Annotated in this window: 17 protein-coding genes; 13 read left to right on the forward strand and 4 right to left on the reverse strand. The window is 62.0% G+C overall.

Annotated elements, in window-relative coordinates; all coding sequences use genetic code 11:
• Nucleotides 1-70: 70 nt before the first annotated feature.
• Entirely contained in the window at nt 71-943 is an 873-nt protein-coding gene (locus PSH59_RS06590) for a LysR substrate-binding domain-containing protein (RefSeq protein WP_305394598.1), read from the reverse strand.
• Between the two features lie 100 nt (nt 944-1,043).
• Here PSH59_RS06590 and PSH59_RS06595 point away from each other — a divergent pair, with 100 nt between their 5' ends.
• Both PSH59_RS06595 and ccoM read left to right on the forward strand, forming a co-directional pair.
• A complete protein-coding gene (locus tag PSH59_RS06595) occupies nt 1,044-1,238 on the forward strand; it encodes a hypothetical protein (RefSeq protein ID WP_248084024.1) in 195 nt (64 codons plus the stop codon).
• Nucleotides 1,239-1,381: 143 nt separating this feature from the next.
• Complete coding sequence (gene ccoM / locus PSH59_RS06600; protein ID WP_017530457.1) at nt 1,382-1,498, forward strand: cytochrome c oxidase subunit CcoM; 117 nt, start codon at nt 1,382-1,384, stop codon at nt 1,496-1,498.
• 152 nt (nt 1,499-1,650) lie between these two features.
• Here ccoM and PSH59_RS06605 read toward each other — a convergent pair whose 3' ends face one another.
• Together PSH59_RS06605 and PSH59_RS06610 are read right to left on the reverse strand one after the other, a co-directional pair.
• Entirely contained in the window at nt 1,651-3,126 is a 1,476-nt protein-coding gene (locus PSH59_RS06605) for an inorganic phosphate transporter (RefSeq protein WP_248084010.1), read from the reverse strand.
• A 312-nt stretch (nt 3,127-3,438) separates the two neighbouring features.
• The gene (locus tag PSH59_RS06610; protein ID WP_003172389.1) at nt 3,439-3,639 is read right to left on the reverse strand and encodes a hypothetical protein; all 201 of its coding nucleotides are present in this window, start codon (nt 3,637-3,639) and stop codon (nt 3,439-3,441) included.
• A 564-nt stretch (nt 3,640-4,203) separates the two neighbouring features.
• On the opposite strand from PSH59_RS06610, the gene pcaR reads away from it, so the two are divergent.
• The 11 genes from pcaR to pcaC all read left to right on the forward strand — a co-directional run bounded on the left by pcaR (nt 4,204) and on the right by pcaC (nt 14,905).
• Entirely contained in the window at nt 4,204-5,046 is an 843-nt protein-coding gene (pcaR, locus tag PSH59_RS06615) for a pca regulon transcriptional regulator PcaR (RefSeq protein ID WP_025855315.1), read from the forward strand.
• 146 nt (nt 5,047-5,192) lie between these two features.
• Nucleotides 5,193-6,533 carry an MFS transporter gene (locus PSH59_RS06620; protein ID WP_305394599.1) on the forward strand — a complete coding sequence of 447 codons (1,341 nt, stop codon included), beginning with the start codon at nt 5,193-5,195 and terminating at the stop codon, nt 6,531-6,533.
• Between the two features lie 147 nt (nt 6,534-6,680).
• Nucleotides 6,681-7,538 (forward strand): CoA transferase subunit A, encoded by an 858-nt coding sequence (locus tag PSH59_RS06625; RefSeq protein WP_248084007.1) that lies wholly within the window; start codon nt 6,681-6,683, stop codon nt 7,536-7,538.
• Nucleotides 7,538-8,317 (forward strand): CoA-transferase subunit beta, encoded by a 780-nt coding sequence (locus PSH59_RS06630; protein ID WP_248084006.1) that lies wholly within the window; start codon nt 7,538-7,540, stop codon nt 8,315-8,317. The genes PSH59_RS06625 and PSH59_RS06630 overlap by 1 nt, the downstream gene beginning before the upstream one ends.
• The gene (gene pcaF / locus PSH59_RS06635; protein ID WP_305394600.1) at nt 8,314-9,516 is read left to right on the forward strand and encodes a 3-oxoadipyl-CoA thiolase; all 1,203 of its coding nucleotides are present in this window, start codon (nt 8,314-8,316) and stop codon (nt 9,514-9,516) included. Before PSH59_RS06630 ends, pcaF begins: the two co-directional genes overlap by 4 nt.
• Before the next feature lie 17 nt (nt 9,517-9,533).
• Entirely contained in the window at nt 9,534-10,238 is a 705-nt protein-coding gene (gene pcaH / locus PSH59_RS06640; RefSeq protein WP_176994768.1) for a protocatechuate 3,4-dioxygenase subunit beta, read from the forward strand.
• Nucleotide 10,239: 1 nt separating this feature from the next.
• On the forward strand, nt 10,240-10,806 hold the full coding sequence (gene pcaG / locus PSH59_RS06645) for a protocatechuate 3,4-dioxygenase subunit alpha (protein ID WP_305394601.1): 567 nt from the start codon (nt 10,240-10,242) through the stop codon (nt 10,804-10,806).
• A 166-nt stretch (nt 10,807-10,972) separates the two neighbouring features.
• Complete coding sequence (locus PSH59_RS06650) at nt 10,973-12,268, forward strand: MFS family transporter (RefSeq protein ID WP_248084003.1); 1,296 nt, start codon at nt 10,973-10,975, stop codon at nt 12,266-12,268.
• Between the two features lie 10 nt (nt 12,269-12,278).
• On the forward strand, nt 12,279-13,643 hold the full coding sequence (locus PSH59_RS06655; protein WP_305394602.1) for a 3-carboxy-cis,cis-muconate cycloisomerase: 1,365 nt from the start codon (nt 12,279-12,281) through the stop codon (nt 13,641-13,643).
• A 10-nt stretch (nt 13,644-13,653) separates the two neighbouring features.
• The gene (pcaD, locus tag PSH59_RS06660; RefSeq protein ID WP_305394603.1) at nt 13,654-14,445 is read left to right on the forward strand and encodes a 3-oxoadipate enol-lactonase; all 792 of its coding nucleotides are present in this window, start codon (nt 13,654-13,656) and stop codon (nt 14,443-14,445) included.
• Between the two features lie 64 nt (nt 14,446-14,509).
• Nucleotides 14,510-14,905: a 4-carboxymuconolactone decarboxylase gene (pcaC, locus tag PSH59_RS06665; protein WP_248084000.1), complete on the forward strand. Its 396-nt coding sequence runs from the start codon at nt 14,510-14,512 to the stop codon at nt 14,903-14,905.
• A gap of 15 nt (nt 14,906-14,920) precedes the next feature.
• On the opposite strand, the gene PSH59_RS06670 is transcribed toward pcaC, so the two are convergent.
• Nucleotides 14,921-15,820, reverse strand: a complete 900-nt coding sequence (locus PSH59_RS06670; RefSeq protein ID WP_305394604.1) for a polysaccharide deacetylase family protein — start codon at nt 15,818-15,820, stop codon at nt 14,921-14,923.
• Nucleotides 15,821-15,887 lie beyond the last annotated feature (67 nt).

Consider the following 15,887-nt stretch of genomic DNA (forward strand, 5'->3'; position numbering starts at 1 on the left):
GAGGGTTGAGCATGTTGGCCTGGAGGGGAGGTGACAAACGGATAGAACTCACGGGACCTATCGAAATAACTCACGCGTCGCGGCAGGCGTGTTTCAACCACTGGCCAAAGCACTCGGCCGCTTCACTGGCAGGGCCGTTGGGGGTGATCAGCCAATAGCCGATGTCACTGTGATAGGGCGGCCAGTCGAAGGCTTCGACCAGGCTGCCATCTTGCAGGCGGCGCTCGATCAAGCGGTGGCGGCCCATGGCGATGCCCTGGCCGGCCACGGCGGCTTCGACGACGATGTTGTAATCGTGCAGCCTCACGCGCGGGTGGTGTTCGAGGTTGACGTGATAGTGCCTGGACCAGTCCGTCCACTCGAACGGCCGGTGTGAGGTGGCCATCAACAGCGGCGCGTTGTGCCGTTGGCCGGCCTTGAACGCCGGGCTGCACACCGGTGAAATCACTTCCGCCATCAGCCGGGTAGCCTGCACGTCAGGCCAATCCCCCTTGCCGTAACGAATGGCCAGGTCGACTTCGGCGGCGGCGACGTTGGCCAGTGGAATGGCGGGTAGCAATTCCACCTGGATATGCGGGTGGCGCTCGAGAAACCCGGCCAGGCGCGGAGCCAGCCACAGCGCGGCGAAAGACGCCAGCAGGCCGATGCGCAGCACCGTGGCGCTGGGGGCCACCCGTTGCTCACGGGTGGCGGCGGCGATGGCGTCGAGCGCCGGGCGGATGTGGGCGTAGTACTGCTGGCCGTCGGCCGTCAGATCAATGGCGCGGGTGCGTCGGATAAACAGCGGTTTTCCGAGAAAGGCTTCGAGTTTATGCACCTGATGGCTAAGGGCGCTCTGGGTGACCGACAGCTCATGGGCTGCCTTGATAAAACTCAAGTGGCGCGCCACGGCTTCAAAGGCGCGCAGGGCCAGCAATGGCGGAAGATCCTTATGCAGTGCCACCTGAATGCGCCTCCTGGGCAAGCTCGAGAGCGCCGATTTTGGGCGACGGCCTGCCTTTTGTCGCGCGCTGATTTGCCGTCAGGCAGAGGAGGCCGCATTATTGGCGCATTCTCGCCACGACGTAAGCCAAGCCATGAGTGATGACGACAAACTGATCGACCTGAATGCCGAACGCGCCAAGCGCGTGCATGACCTCAATGACAAACGCCTGAATGAAGTGCGCCAAGCGTTCGAACAAGCGATGCCGTTGGGAAAAGCCAAGAAGAAATCGAAAAACAAACCTAAAAAGCGTTGAACTGACCTGCATCCATTGATGCAGGTCAGTTATTTCCCTTCTTTACGCCCCGTTGCGGGCGACATTGATCCCCGTCAATTTTCCAATCCGCCTTCTCCATTAACTTAGCCCTATCGCAACAGGGCAAGCACAGGAGGCCGGTCATGTTTATCGATAATGTGGTGTTCGCCGGAGTGCTGACCGTAAGCCTCATGGTGCTGTTTTTTGTAGGGTTTGGATTTTTTATCTGGAAAGACGCGAACAAGCGTAAAAAACCATAGGTTTTTCCGGGTTACATGAGCACGCAAGGCATTTTGGGCGACTTCGGTCGCCCTTTTTTTTGCTTGCGATTTAATCCCTTTTGATAAAACCGGCGCATAAAAAAAGGTGCGGTCCTCAGTGAGGCCGCACCTTGTTCTTCAGCGACTGGCTATCAGTTGCCGAGTGCCTTCGAGGCCAACCAGAACAACCCGGCCGACAGGCCGACGGTCGCGGGCAGGGTCAGTACCCAGGCCATCAGGATGGTCTTGACGGTGCCGCCTTGCAGGCCGCTCTTGTTGGCGACCATGGTGCCGGCCACACCGGAAGACAGCACATGGGTGGTGGATACCGGCAGGGCGAAGATGTTGGCAAAGCCAATCATGGTGGCGGTGGTGATTTGCGCCGACATGCCTTGGGCGTAGGTCATGCCCTGCTTGCCGATCTTCTCACCGATGGTCAGCACCACGCGCTTCCAGCCCACCATGGTGCCCAGGCCCAAGGCCAGTGCGACAGCGAGGATCACCCAGAACGGTGCGTACTCGGTAGTGGCGGTCAGGTCTTTGCGCAGCTTGTCCAGGTCCGCCTTCTCGCGCGCATCCAGGCCCGGCAGCTTGCCGACTTTCTTCGCGGTGTCGTCCAGGCAAAGCAGGTAGCGACGCACTTCGATACGCTGGTCCGAGGTCAGTGAATGGTAGTCGGAGACGCCTTTCAATGTGCTGACGAGCGCGTTGATGGTGGGTTCGGTCTGCTGTGGATTGCACTGGAACTTGCCTGGCAGATCGTCCTTCACGCTTTTGCCCAGTGCCAGGAACTCGCCGAGCGTGGCGTTATTGCGCTGGTAGAACTGGCTCAAATGCACGGTAGCGTCGCGGGTGCGCTCGATCTGGTAAGTGGTGCTGCCCAGGTCGAGTACGAACTGCGCCGGCACGATGCCGATCAGCACCAGCATGATCAGGCCGATACCTTTCTGACCGTCGTTGGAGCCGTGCACGAAACTCACGGCCATGGCGGAAATCACCAGGACCAGGCGGTTCCAGAACGGTGGGTGCTTCTTGTCGTCGAGCTTGCGGCGCTGGTCCGGGGTCTTGTGCATCTTCGACAGCGGGCGCCACCACTTCAGGCCGATCAGCACCAGGGCTGCGACCAGGAAACCGGCCATCGGCGAGAACACCAGGGAAGCCCCGATATCAATCGCCTTCTGCCAGTTCACGCCGTCAGCCAGCGGGATATCGTTGATCAGGGCGTTGGCCAGGCCGACACCAAGGATCGAGCCGATCAGTGTGTGCGAACTGGAGGCGGGGATGCCGAAGTACCACGTGCCCAGGTTCCAGGTGATCGCCGCCGCCAATAAAGAGAAGACCATGGCCAGACCGTGGCCGGTGTTCACATTGATCAGCAACTCCACCGGCAGCAGGTGCACGATGGCGTAGGCGACACCGACACCACCGAGCAACACGCCGAGGAAGTTGAACACCCCGGAGAAGAACACGGCCAGATGCGGCGGCATGGCTTTGGTATAGATGACTGTGGCCACCGCGTTAGCGGTGTCATGAAAGCCATTGATGAACTCGAAGGCGAGGACAAAGGCCAGGGCGAGCAACAGGCTCACGAGAACCCAAGCATCCAGTCCGCTGAATAAATCGATCATGAAGGTTTTCTGACCCGGTCGTAAGGGGGCGCGATTATGCCAGAAAACCTCAGTAATCGATGCACTAGCTGCTCATCGGTAACAATCTTCACTGAAAAAAGCCGGCCAAAAGCGGGCCATCCCAGGGTTTTCGGGGCTTGGGCAAGTCTTTGATTTATAAAGCAGGGGGGTAAAAAGGCAGGGTTTTGTCATCAAAACGTCATGCCTGAAACATTTGTATGAAATTTTACCGGCGACCGAGGGGTGCAGGGCGGTCGACCAATGGCTATGCGCCATTGGTCGAAGCATGACCCTGGACTCAAATCCAAACGCTTATGGCTCTTCGGCTTTGAGTTCCTGTTCAATCTTTTGGATTTCCTGGGCAAATGCCTGGTCGAGCAGACTGGCTCGTTTACGCCAGGGTTTGCGTTCAGGTTCCGGCTGGGCGGCGTAGGTGGTGACTTCCCCGCCGTAAACGTCCTTGTAACGTTGCTCCTGGCGCTCAAGTTCCGCGCGCAGTTCATCTTTCGTCACAGTGTTACCTAATTGAGTTGAGTGTGTAATGACAGCACAGCGTTATGCCTGAATCTCGCGCTCACAGTGTGCAAAGTTGAACCATTGGGCTGTTCAACATTTAAAAGTGAGAACTGCGTATCAGGGGAGCCATTGAAGGCCGTTAGTTGCGACCGCCGATGCCGTGAAGGTGCATGGCGTGGCGAGCGTTGTTCCTGATAACGAAACGGCTGCGCGTGCACAGGGTGCATTATAGCGGCGCGTTTGAATAACACTATCGGCATAAAGTTAAAAAGCGTCAACTTTGTGTGTGAGTTTTGTTACGCAGACACGTCGGTAAGTGCAGGAAAACTGGCGTCATAAATTTCGCGGAACGTGAGCCGTTATAAAACGTCGCATTAACTTTGCAGCGGCGGCAGCGATTTTTCCACGCGTTGCCCGCGCTCGTTCGCCAATTGCGATAATCGACGGCGCGTCCGATAATCGCCCAATGTCGCGGGTGCTGCCTTGTGCACCACGTCCGACGCGGCTTGTAATAGCAGCCCAATCCCCCAGTGGTTGAAAATAAGAGAATAGGAACCCCCCATGAACGATCAATTGCGCAACTCTTTCGCGTCAGTAGCGCCGCCGATCGTTGCCTCGCCGGCCAAGCGCATCCAGGCGTTTACCGGTGATCCGGATTTTATGACCTCCCTGGCCCGTGGCCTGGCCGTGGTGCAGGCGTTCCAGGAGCGCAAGCGTCACCTGACCATCGCCCAGATCAGCCACCGCACCGAAATCCCGCGCGCCGCCGTGCGCCGTTGCCTGCATACCTTGATCAAACTCGGTTACGCCACCACCGATGGGCGTACCTATTCGCTGCTGCCCAAGGTGCTGACCCTGGGCCACGCCTACCTGTCGTCGACACCGCTGGCCGTGTCGGCTCAGCCCTACCTCGATCGTATGAGCGAGCAACTTCATGAGGCCTGCAACATGGCCACTCTTGAAGGTGACGACATCCTCTACATTGCTCGTTCGGCCACCACCCAGCGCCTGATTTCCGTGGACCTGTCGGTGGGCGGGCGGTTGCCGGCCTATTGCACTTCCATGGGGCGCATTCTGCTTGCCGCGCTGGACGACGCGTCGCTGCAGGACTACCTCGACCACGCTGACCTGCAAACCAAGACCAGCCGCACCCTCACCACCCCCGAAGCCTTGTTCGAATGCCTGCAACAAGTGCGTCAGCAGGGCTGGTGCATCGTCGACCAGGAACTGGAGCAAGGCCTGCGTTCTATTGCCGTGCCGGTGTATGACGCGTCGGGCCAGGTCCTGGCGGCGCTGAACGTCAGCACCCACGCCGGACGGGTGAGTCGCAGCGAGTTGGAACAGCGCTTCCTGCCGAGCATGCTCAGCGCCAGCCGTGAGCTGAGTGCACAGCTGTTTGCTTAAGCTGTTCGGTGACCGCACAGATCCCGGCGTGATCAATTGACGCTGTTTCCCAAGGCTTATTACTGTGCGGCAGCGCGCTTGCACGCGCCTCCAATAAGAATGACGGCCTCAGGCCGTCGGCCCGCCATCGGTGTGGAATAAGAATAATGAATCAGCCTTCTGTCGGTACCTCCCTGGACGTACAGTCCTTTATCAACGCCCAGCCACTGTCGCGCTACCAATGGCGTGTGGTGATCCTGTGTTTTCTGATTGTGTTCCTTGATGGCCTCGACACCGCTGCCATGGGCTTTATCGCGCCTGCGCTGTCCCAGGACTGGGGTATCGACCGCGCCAGCCTCGGCCCGGTGATGAGCGCGGCGTTGATCGGCATGGTGTTCGGCGCACTGGGCTCCGGCCCGTTGGCCGACCGTTTTGGCCGCAAAGTCGTGCTGGTGGGCGCGGTACTGGTGTTCGGCGCCTTCAGTCTGGCGTCGGCCTACAGCAGCAACGTCGATCAACTGCTGGTGCTGCGCTTCCTCACCGGGCTGGGGCTGGGGGCAGGGATGCCCAACGCGACTACGCTGCTGTCCGAATACACCCCTGAGCGCCACAAGTCGCTGCTGGTCACCAGCATGTTCTGCGGCTTCAACCTGGGCATGGCCGGCGGCGGGTTTATCTCGGCCAAGCTCATCCCTGCGTTCGGCTGGCACAGCCTGTTGCTGATCGGCGGCATCCTGCCGTTGATCCTGACGGTGGTGCTGCTGGTATGGCTGCCAGAGTCCGCGCGTTACTTGGTGGTGCGCAACCGGGGTACCGACAAGGTGCGTAAAACCCTGTCACCGATCGAGCCAAGCATTGTTGCGCAGGCCAGCAGTTTCAGCGTGCCCGAGCAAAAAACCGTGAAGGCCCGCAACGTGTTCGCGGTGATTTTCTCCGGCACCTACAGCGCCGGCACCTTGCTGCTGTGGCTCACCTACTTTATGGGCCTGGTGATTGTGTACCTGCTCACCAGCTGGCTGCCGACGCTGATGCGTGACAGCGGCGCGAGCATGGAACAGGCCGCGTTTATCGGCGCGTTGTTCCAGTTCGGCGGGGTGTTGAGCGCGGTCGGCGTGGGTTGGGCGATGGACCGCTTCAATCCCCACAAGGTTATCGGCACCTTCTACCTGCTGGCCGGGGTGTTTGCCTACGCGGTCGGGCAGAGCCTGGGCAACATCACGCTGCTGGCCACCCTGGTGCTGGTTGCCGGGATGTGTGTCAACGGTGCGCAATCGGCGATGCCGTCCCTGGCCGCACGCTTCTACCCGACCCAAGGCCGCGCCACCGGCGTGTCGTGGATGCTCGGTATCGGCCGTTTCGGCGCGATTCTCGGTGCCTGGATGGGGGCGACCCTGCTGGGTCTGGGCTGGAACTTCGAGCAGGTGCTCACGGCGTTGGTGATCCCGGCTGCCTTGGCGACTGCCGCAGTGGTCATCAAGGGCATGGTCAGCCACGCGGATGCGACCTGAGGTTGATTGATAGCTTGCCAACAATCGGTTCGATAATCGAACGGTTAGTCGATTATCGGATTGTTTGGCCTAAGGGGCCGGCTTAATCTTCAAGCTGTTCGGCGCCACCTCAGCGCCTTTTTCGATCAACACCGGGAGCCCAACCCCATGGCTGAAATTCTCACCCTGCGTGATGCGGTCAAGCGCTTCGTGAACGACGGCGATACCGTCGCCCTCGAAGGTTTTACCCATCTGATCCCTACTGCCGCAGGCCACGAAATCATTCGTCAGCGCAAGAAAGACCTGACGCTGGTGCGTATGACGCCTGACCTGGTTTACGACCAGTTGATCGGCGCCGGCTGCGCCCGCAAGTTGATTTTCTCCTGGGGCGGCAACCCTGGTGTGGGCTCCTTGCATCGCCTGCGTGACGCGGTTGAAAAACAATGGCCGCAGCCGCTGGAGATCGAAGAACACAGCCACGCCGACCTGGCCAATGCTTACGTCGCCGGCGCTTCGGGCCTGCCGTTCGCGGTGCTGCGCGCCTACGCTGGCTCCGACCTGCCCAAGGTCAACCCGCTGATCAAAAGCGTGACCTGCCCGTTTACCGGCGAAGTGCTGGCGGCGGTGCCGTCGGTACGCCCGGACATCACCGTGATCCATGCGCAGAAAGCCGACCGCAAGGGCAACGTGCTGCTCTGGGGCATCCTCGGCGTGCAGAAAGAAGCGGCCCTGGCGGCCAAGCGTTGCATCGTCACCGTGGAAGAAATCGTCGACGACCTGAATGCCCCGATGAACAGCTGCGTCCTGCCCACCTGGGCCCTGACCGCGGTATGCCATGTACCCGGTGGCGCACACCCGTCCTACGCTCACGGTTACAACGAACGCGATAACCGCTTCTACCAGGCGTGGGACCCGATTGCCCGCGACCGTGGGACCTTTACCGCATGGATTGACGAATACATCCACGGCACTGCCGACTTCAGTGAATTCCAGGCCAAACTGGCCACCGCGCAGGAGGCCAAGTAATGGCTTACTCGACCAATGAAATGATGACCGTCGCCGCCGCGCGCCGCCTGAAGAACGGTTCGGTGTGCTTCGTGGGCATCGGCTTGCCGTCGAAAGCGGCCAACCTGGCGCGCCTGACGTCGTCGCCCGATGTGGTGCTGATCTACGAGTCCGGCCCGATTGGCGCCAAGCCTTCGGTACTGCCGCTGTCCATCGGTGACGGCGAGCTGGCGGAAACCGCCGACACCGTGGTGCCGACCGGTGAGATCTTTCGCTACTGGCTGCAGGGCGGGCGTATCGACGTCGGGTTTCTCGGCGCGGCCCAGGTCGACCGTTTCGGCAATATCAACACCACCGTGGTCGGTGACTATCACCAGCCCAAGGTGCGCCTGCCGGGTGCCGGTGGCGCGCCGGAGATCGCCGGTTCCGCCAAGAGCGTGCTGATCATACTTAAACAGTCGTCCCGTTCGTTTGTCGACAAGCTGGACTTCATCACTTCCGTGGGCCACGGCGAAGGCGGCGATTCACGCAAGCGCCTGGGCCTGCCGGGCGCAGGTCCGGTGGGCATCATCACCGACTTGTGCATCATGGAGCCGGAAGAGGGCACCCACGAATTTGTGGTCACCGCCCTGCACCCCGGCGTGACGCGCGAACAAGTGGTGGCGGCCACCGGCTGGGCCATCCGCTTTGCCGACCACGTAGACACCACCGCTGAACCCACTGAGGTTGAGCTGACCGCCCTGCGGGACCTCGAAGCCCGCACGGCCGCCGCCCATGGCCAGGCACCAGGAGAAGCATGATGCGTGAGGTATTTATCTGTGATGCCGTTCGCACGCCCATCGGCCGTTTCGGCGGTGGCCTGGCCACCGTGCGCGCCGATGACCTGGCGGCGGTGCCGATCAAGGCGCTGATGGAGCGCAACCCGTCGGTGCAGTGGAGCGCGGTGGACGAGGTGTTCCTCGGCTGCGCCAACCAGGCCGGCGAAGACAACCGTAACGTCGCCCGCATGGCGCTGTTGCTCGCGGGGCTGCCGGAGAGTATTCCCGGCGTGACTCTTAACCGCTTGTGCGCCTCGGGCATGGACGCGATCGGTACTGCATTCCGCGCCATCGCCAGCGGCGAAATGGAGCTGGCGATTGCCGGCGGTGTCGAGTCGATGTCCCGCGCGCCGTTCGTGATGGGCAAGGCCGACGCTGCGTTTTCGCGCAACATGAAGCTGGAAGACACCACCATCGGTTGGCGCTTTATCAACCCGTTGATGAAGGCCCAATACGGCGTGGATGCGATGCCGCAGACCGCCGATAACGTGGCCGACGATTACAAGGTGTCCCGTGCCGACCAGGATGCCTTCGCTCTGCGCAGCCAGCAACGCACCGCGGCCGCGCAAGCGGCCGGGTACTTCGCTGAAGAAATCGTGCCGGTGCGGGTTGCCCATAAAAAAGGCGAAACCGTGGTGGAGCATGACGAGCATCCCCGCGACACCACCCTCGAAGCGCTGGCCAGGCTCAAACCGGTCAATGGCCCCGACAAGACGGTCACCGCCGGCAACGCGTCAGGCGTCAATGATGGCGCCGCCGCGCTGATTCTCGCCTCGGCCGAAGCGGTCAAGAAACATGGGCTTACCGCCCGCGCCCGGGTATTGGGCATGGCCAGTGCCGGTGTCGCCCCGCGTGTGATGGGCATTGGCCCGGTGCCGGCGGTGCGCAAACTGGTGGAACGCCTGGGCCTGGCGGTCACCGATTTTGACGTGATCGAACTCAACGAAGCCTTCGCCAGCCAAGGCCTGGCGGTGCTGCGCGAACTGGGCATTGCCGACGACGCGCCGCAGGTCAACCCGAACGGCGGCGCCATCGCCCTCGGCCACCCCCTGGGGATGAGCGGTGCGCGGCTGGTCATGACCGCCCTGCATCAGTTGGAAAAGACCGGCGGCCGCAAGGGGCTGGCGACCATGTGTGTGGGCGTCGGCCAAGGCTTGGCCCTGGCGATTGAACGCATCTAATAAGAGAGGACTGCTCCATGAGTGACAAGCCCGGTTACCGGCGCCCGCAAGCGGGCACTCAACCTGATTACCTGCACCCGGCCTACCAGTCGACGAACCTGCGTTCGCCGTCCCAGCCGTTGGTGTTCCTGCCCCATTCCTTGTCGGAAATCACCGGCCCGACCATCGGCGCCGAGCGGGTCAACGAGAAGGACAACGACCTGACCGCCCAGCATGACGGCGAGCCCCAGGGCGAGCGCATCATCATTCACGGCCGTGTGCTGGATGAAAACGGCCTGCCGGTGCCGGGCATTCTGGTGGAGATCTGGCAAGCCAACGCCGCTGGCCGATACAACCACAAACGCGACCTGCACGATGCGCCGCTGGACCCGAACTTCACCGGCACCGGGCGCACCGTGACCGACGCCGATGGCTGGTACCAGTTCCAGACCATCAAGCCCGGCGCCTACCCATGGGGCAACCATCACAACGCATGGCGCCCGGCGCATATCCACTTTTCGCTGTTCGGCCCGAGTGTGCTGACGCGCTTGGTGACGCAGATGTATTTCCCCGGCGACCCGCTGCTCGAATACGACCCGATCTACAACTGTGTGCCGGACACCAGCGCCAAGGAGCGTTTGATCGCCCGCTTCGACCTGGAAAAAACCATTCCTTCCTATGCCCTCGGCTACCGCTGGGACATCGTCCTGCGCGGCCGCGACGCCACGCCGATGGAGAAATGAGATGAGCCTTTACGCAACCACGTCCCACACGGTGGGGCCTTACTACCACATCGGCCTCACCTGGCTTAACCGCGAAGACATGACCACCGCCGCCACCCTTGGCGAACGCGTGGCGATCAGCGGGCAAGTGGTGGATGGCAACGGTGATGTGGTCAACGACGCCATGCTGGAAGTCTGGCAGGCCAACGCCGCGGGTAAGTACGACCATCCGGAGGACGAGCAGGACAAGGCCGTCGACCCGAGTTTCGAAGGCTTTGGCCGTGTGCCGGTGGACGCCGAAGGGCGCTTCCGCTTTACCACCATCAAACCCGGCAGCGTGCCGGGCCTGAAGGGCAGCACCCAAGCGCCGCACCTGGTGGTGTTGGTGTTTGCCCGTGGCTTGGTCAAGCACCTGCTCACGCGGATTTACTTTGACGGTGAGGCACTGAACGGTGACGACCCGTTGCTCGGCTGTGTGCCGGCAGAGCGACGCAGCACCCTGATCGCCCAGCCGGATGGCGACGGCGTGTACCAGTGGAATGTGATCTTGCAGGGCACCGATAAGGAAACCGTGTTCTTCGATTATTGATCAGCATCGGTTGCAAGCTTCAAGCTGCAAGCTCCAGGAAAAAACGGCGATTGCGCCAGCGCTGCTCTTGCCGCTGTGGCTTGCAGCTTGTAACTGCAGTAAATGCGGAACATGGTTGTTGCAAAGTGTGTCTAGGCTATAACCGTTCCCACTGAGTGAAAACATCATGACAACAACCACCAGTCACTACACCGGAGAAGAACGCAGCAAACGGATCTTTGCGATCGTCGGTGCCTCCTCCGGCAACCTGGTCGAGTGGTTCGACTTCTACGTGTATGCCTTCTGCGCGATTTACTTCGCCCCGGCGTTTTTTCCGTCCGACAACCCCACTGTGCAGTTGGTCAACACCGCCGGGGTGTTCGCCGCCGGCTTCCTGATGCGTCCCATCGGTGGCTGGCTGTTTGGGCGTGTGGCCGATAAACACGGTCGCAAAAACTCGATGATGATCTCGGTGCTGATGATGTGCGCGGGCTCGCTGGTCATCGCCTTTTTGCCGACCTACAACGACATTGGCGTGTGGGCACCGATCCTGCTGCTGGTGGCGCGCCTGTTCCAGGGCCTGTCCGTGGGCGGTGAGTACGGCACCACGGCCACCTATATGAGTGAAGTCGCACTCAAGGGCCAGCGTGGGTTCTTTGCGTCCTTCCAATACGTGACACTGATCGGCGGCCAGTTGCTGGCGGTGCTGGTGGTGGTGATCCTGCAGCAGATCCTCACCGAGGAAGAACTGCGTGCCTGGGGCTGGCGCATCCCGTTTGTGATCGGCGCCATTGCCGCGGTGATCTCGCTGTTGCTGCGTCGCACCCTCAAAGAAACCACCAGCAAGGAAATGCGTGAAGACAAGGACGCCGGCAGCATCGCGGCGTTGTTTCGCGACCACAAGGCGGCCTTTATCACGGTGCTGGGCTACACCGCCGGCGGCTCGCTGATTTTCTACACCTTCACCACGTACATGCAGAAGTACCTGGTGAACACCGTCGGGATGCATGCCAAGACCTCCAGCTACATCATGACCGGCGCCCTGTTTCTTTATATGTGCATGCAGCCGGTGTTTGGCATGCTGGCGGACAAAATCGGCCGCCGTAACTCAATGCTGTGGTTCGCAGGCTTGGGCACGTTGTTCACGATGCCTATCCTGCTGACCCTCAAAACTGTGAGCAGCCCGTTCCTGGCGTTTGTGCTGATCACCCTGGCGCTGGCGATCGTGAGTTTCTACACCTCGATCAGCGGCTTGGTGAAGGCCGAAATGTTTCCACCCCAGGTGCGTGCGCTCGGCGTCGGCCTGGCGTATGCGGTGGCCAATGCGATCTTCGGCGGTTCGGCGGAGTTCGTTGCCCTGGGGCTCAAATCCATGGGCATGGAAAACACCTTTTATTGGTACGTCACCGCGATGATGGCGGTGGCGTTCCTGTTCAGCTTGCGTCTGCCCAAGCAGGCGGCGTACTTGCACCACGATTTGTAAGGGATGAGTGATGACGTTGCGCACCAGTAACCAACTGTTCGACGCCTACTTCACCGCTGACAGCATGGCCGACGTGTTCTGCGACAGCGGCCGCTTGCAGGGCATGCTGGATTTCGAAGCCGGCTTGGCCCGGGCACAGGCGCAGGTCGGGTTGATTCCCCAGGCTGCCGTCGCGCCGATCGCCCAGGCGTGCCTGGCCTCGCTTTACGACGTGGATGCCTTGGGCGTAGCGATCGCGGCGGCGGGCAATTCGGCGATTCCCTTGGTCAAGGCCCTGGGCAAGTTGATTGCCAGCGAAGATGCCGGCGCCGAGCGCTATGTGCACCTGGGGGCCACCAGCCAGGACGTGATGGACACCGGCCTGGTCCTGCAACTGCGCCAGGCCGTGGATCTGATCGAAACCGACCTGGCGCGTTTAGGCGATGTGCTGGCCGCCCAGGCGCAGCGTTATGCCGACGTGCCGTTGGCCGGGCGCACCTGGTTGCAGCATGCGACGCCGGTGACCCTGGGCATGAAAGTCGCCGGTTGGCTGGGGGCGGTCACCCGTAACCGGCAACGGCTCGCCGAACTCAAACCGCGCCTGCTGGTGCTGCAGTTTGGCGGCGCCTCCGGCACGCTGGCGGCGCTGGGCGAACAGGCCATGCCCGTGGCCGAGGCACTGGCGGCCCAGTTGCAGTTGACCTTGCCCGACCAACCCTGGCACACCCAGCGCGATCGCTTGGTGGAGTTCGCCGGCGTGCTGGGCTTGATCGCCGGCAGTCTCGGCAAGCTGGGGCGCGATGTCAGCCTGCTGATGCAAACCGAAGCGGCTGAAGTGTTCGAACCCTCCGCGCCGGGCAAGGGTGGCTCCTCGACCATGCCCCACAAGCGCAACCCGGTGGGCGCCGCCGTGCTGATCAGCGCCGCGACCCGCGTGCCTGGGCTGGTGTCGACGATGTTCAGCGCCATGCCCCAGGAACACGAACGCAGCCTGGGCCTGTGGCATGCCGAGTGGGAAACCTTGCCGCAGATTTGCCGCTTGGTTTCCGGCGCCTTGCAACAGGCGCTGCTGGTGAGCGAAGGGCTGGAAGTCGACCCGCAGCGCATGAAGCACAATCTCGACCTGACCCAGGGTCTGGTGTTGGCCGAGGCGGTGAGCATCGTGCTCGCCCAGCGCCTGGGCCGCGAAACCGCACACCATCTGCTGGAACAGTGCTGCAAGCGCGCCGTCGCCGATGGCCGTCACCTGCGCGCGGTACTGGCGGATGAACCACAGGTCACCGCCGAACTGTCCGCCGCCGAACTGGACCGCCTGCTCGACCCGGCCCACTACCTGGGCCAGGCGCGCACCTGGGTCAGCCGCGCGGTCACTGAACACGTTCAACACACTGCCTAAGGAGTCCGCTGTGCCATTTGTACAACTCGCCGAGGGCGAACTGCATTACCAACTGGATGGGCCTGTCGACGCACCGGTATTGGTGCTGTCCAACTCCCTGGGCACCGACCTGCATATGTGGGACATCCAGGTCCCAGCGTTTACCGAGCATTTTCGCGTGTTGCGTTTTGACACCCGTGGTCACGGCAAATCCCTGGTCACCGAGGGGCCCTACAGCATCGAGCAGTTGGGCCGCGACGTGATTGCCTTGCTCGATGCGCTGGAGATTTCGCGTGCGCATTTTTGCGGGCTGTCCATGGGGGGCTTGATCGGCCAATGGTTGGGGATTCATGCCGGTGAGCGTCTGCAGCGTCTGGTGGTGTGCAACACCGCGGCCAGGATCGGCACGCCAGAGATCTGGAACCCACGCATCGAAACGGTGCTGCGTGACGGTGCAGCCGCGATGGTCGCACTGCGTGACGCCTCCATTGCGCGCTGGTTCACCGCCGACTTTGCCGAGGCCAACCCGCACCAGGCCAAGCAGATTACCGACATGCTCGCGGCCACGTCGCCCCAGGGTTATGCGGCAAATTGCGCAGCGGTACGGGATGCGGACTTCCGTGAGCAACTGGCCTCGATCAAGGTACCGACCCTGGTCATCGCCGGCACTGAAGACGCGGTCACACCGCCAGCGGGCGGCCACTTTATCCAGAGCCATGTGAAGGGCGCCGAGTACGCCGAGTTCTATGCGGCCCATCTGTCGAATGTGCAGGCTGGCGCTGCGTTCAGCGACCGTGTAATTGAATTTTTGCTGGCGCCTTAACCCGGATTTATGGCGAGCGGGCAGCTCGCTCGCCTGCCAACTATTTACATCGAGGATGTCTGCTGTGGACGAGAAACAACGTTACGCCGAGGGCCTGCAAGTACGGCGCGAAGTGCTGGGCGACGCCCATGTCGACCGCAGCCTTAACGCCCTGACCGAGTTCAACGGCGAGTTCCAGGAAATGATCACCCGCCACGCCTGGGGCGATATCTGGACCCGTCCCGGCCTGCCGCGGCACACCCGCAGCCTGATCACTATCGCCATGTTGATCGGCATGAACCGCAGTGAAGAACTCAAGCTGCACCTGCGCGCCGCCGCCAGCAATGGCGTGACCCGCGCCGAGATCAAGGAAGTGCTGATGCAGAGTGCGATCTATTGCGGGATTCCAGCGGCGAATGCCACTTTCCACCTGGCTGAGTCGGTGTGGGATGAGCTGGGGGTCGAGTCCCGTCAAGCCTGACGGGCGCTCGAGCGGTCAGCGCGCGTCAGCGCCCCACACCCAGTTCCACACGCCGGGCAGATGCACCTCTTCATTCACATCCTTGACCGTGCGCGCCAGCGCCGCGCGCTGCAGCGCGGCGTGGTCGGTGTAGAACGGCTGGGCAGCGGTTTTCAGACTGTTGACCTGTGCACTGTCGAGCAGGATCTGCAGGTATTCCTGCAGGTGCCGCGCGGTGTAGCGGTTGATGTCGTGAAAGGTCACCACCACCGGTATCACGCCGTCCACCGTCGGCAACTCACCCAACGCAATGCGCTCGCGCACCACGGACAGCTGTCGATACAGGTTGGCGCGACGGCGCGGGCTGGCGTTGAAGCCCCAGATTTTGCCGTCGTTGGCGCTCAAGTCGGTCAGCAATACGTGCATGCCATGGCGTTGGTAGGCGGCAAAGGTACGGCGGTCGTAGTTCCAGAATGGCGGGCGTACCAACACCGGCGGCGCGCCGGTGATTGCGGCAATGTCGGCGGCCCCCTGGGTGAGGGTGCTATCCAGTTCGGCGTTGTTCAGCCAGCGGTGGTTGGTATGAAACGCGGTGGCGGTGTGGAACGCCAGGACATGACCTGCGGCGTACTCCCGCTCCATGGTCTTGCGCCCGCGCGAACTGCCACCGGAACGGGCCGCTTCGGTCTGCAGGAAGAACACCGCCTTGATCCCCGGCAACACCGGGTTGTCGGCCAGGTCGGCCACCACCGAGCGGCTCGGGTTGTTGTAGCCCGAGGCACTGGGGCCATCGTCGAAGGTCAGCAAAAAACGGATCGGTGCCTGGCGTTGCAGGCGTTGTTCGGTCTGTGGCGTCAGCGCAATGGGCGCGCCGATGCAGCCACTGAGGCTGATGGCCAGGGCAAGCACGGCGGATGCGATGGCAAAGGATTTCATGGTGGGCGCGGGCTCGATTAAGAGGCCGCTGCTGGGCGGATCAGCAGCGGCAGGCGCGCACGATACA

This window comes from Pseudomonas sp. FP2309 (genome assembly GCF_030687575.1).
In the GTDB taxonomy this organism is placed as follows: Bacteria; Pseudomonadota; Gammaproteobacteria; order Pseudomonadales; family Pseudomonadaceae; genus Aquipseudomonas.

Coding starts and splice junctions, on each gene's coding strand:
- ccoM (WP_017530457.1), top strand. CDS start 1,382: ATGTTTATCGATAATGTGGTGTTCGCCGGAGTGCTGACCGTAAGCCTC.
- PSH59_RS06605 (WP_248084010.1), bottom strand. CDS start 3,126: ATGATCGATTTATTCAGCGGACTGGATGCTTGGGTTCTCGTGAGCCTG.
- pcaR (WP_025855315.1), top strand. CDS start 4,204: ATGAACGATCAATTGCGCAACTCTTTCGCGTCAGTAGCGCCGCCGATC.
- PSH59_RS06620 (WP_305394599.1), top strand. CDS start 5,193: ATGAATCAGCCTTCTGTCGGTACCTCCCTGGACGTACAGTCCTTTATC.
- PSH59_RS06625 (WP_248084007.1), top strand. CDS start 6,681: ATGGCTGAAATTCTCACCCTGCGTGATGCGGTCAAGCGCTTCGTGAAC.
- PSH59_RS06630 (WP_248084006.1), top strand. CDS start 7,538: ATGGCTTACTCGACCAATGAAATGATGACCGTCGCCGCCGCGCGCCGC.
- pcaF (WP_305394600.1), top strand. CDS start 8,314: ATGATGCGTGAGGTATTTATCTGTGATGCCGTTCGCACGCCCATCGGC.
- pcaH (WP_176994768.1), top strand. CDS start 9,534: ATGAGTGACAAGCCCGGTTACCGGCGCCCGCAAGCGGGCACTCAACCT.
- pcaG (WP_305394601.1), top strand. CDS start 10,240: ATGAGCCTTTACGCAACCACGTCCCACACGGTGGGGCCTTACTACCAC.
- PSH59_RS06650 (WP_248084003.1), top strand. CDS start 10,973: ATGACAACAACCACCAGTCACTACACCGGAGAAGAACGCAGCAAACGG.
- PSH59_RS06655 (WP_305394602.1), top strand. CDS start 12,279: ATGACGTTGCGCACCAGTAACCAACTGTTCGACGCCTACTTCACCGCT.
- PSH59_RS06670 (WP_305394604.1), bottom strand. CDS start 15,820: ATGAAATCCTTTGCCATCGCATCCGCCGTGCTTGCCCTGGCCATCAGC.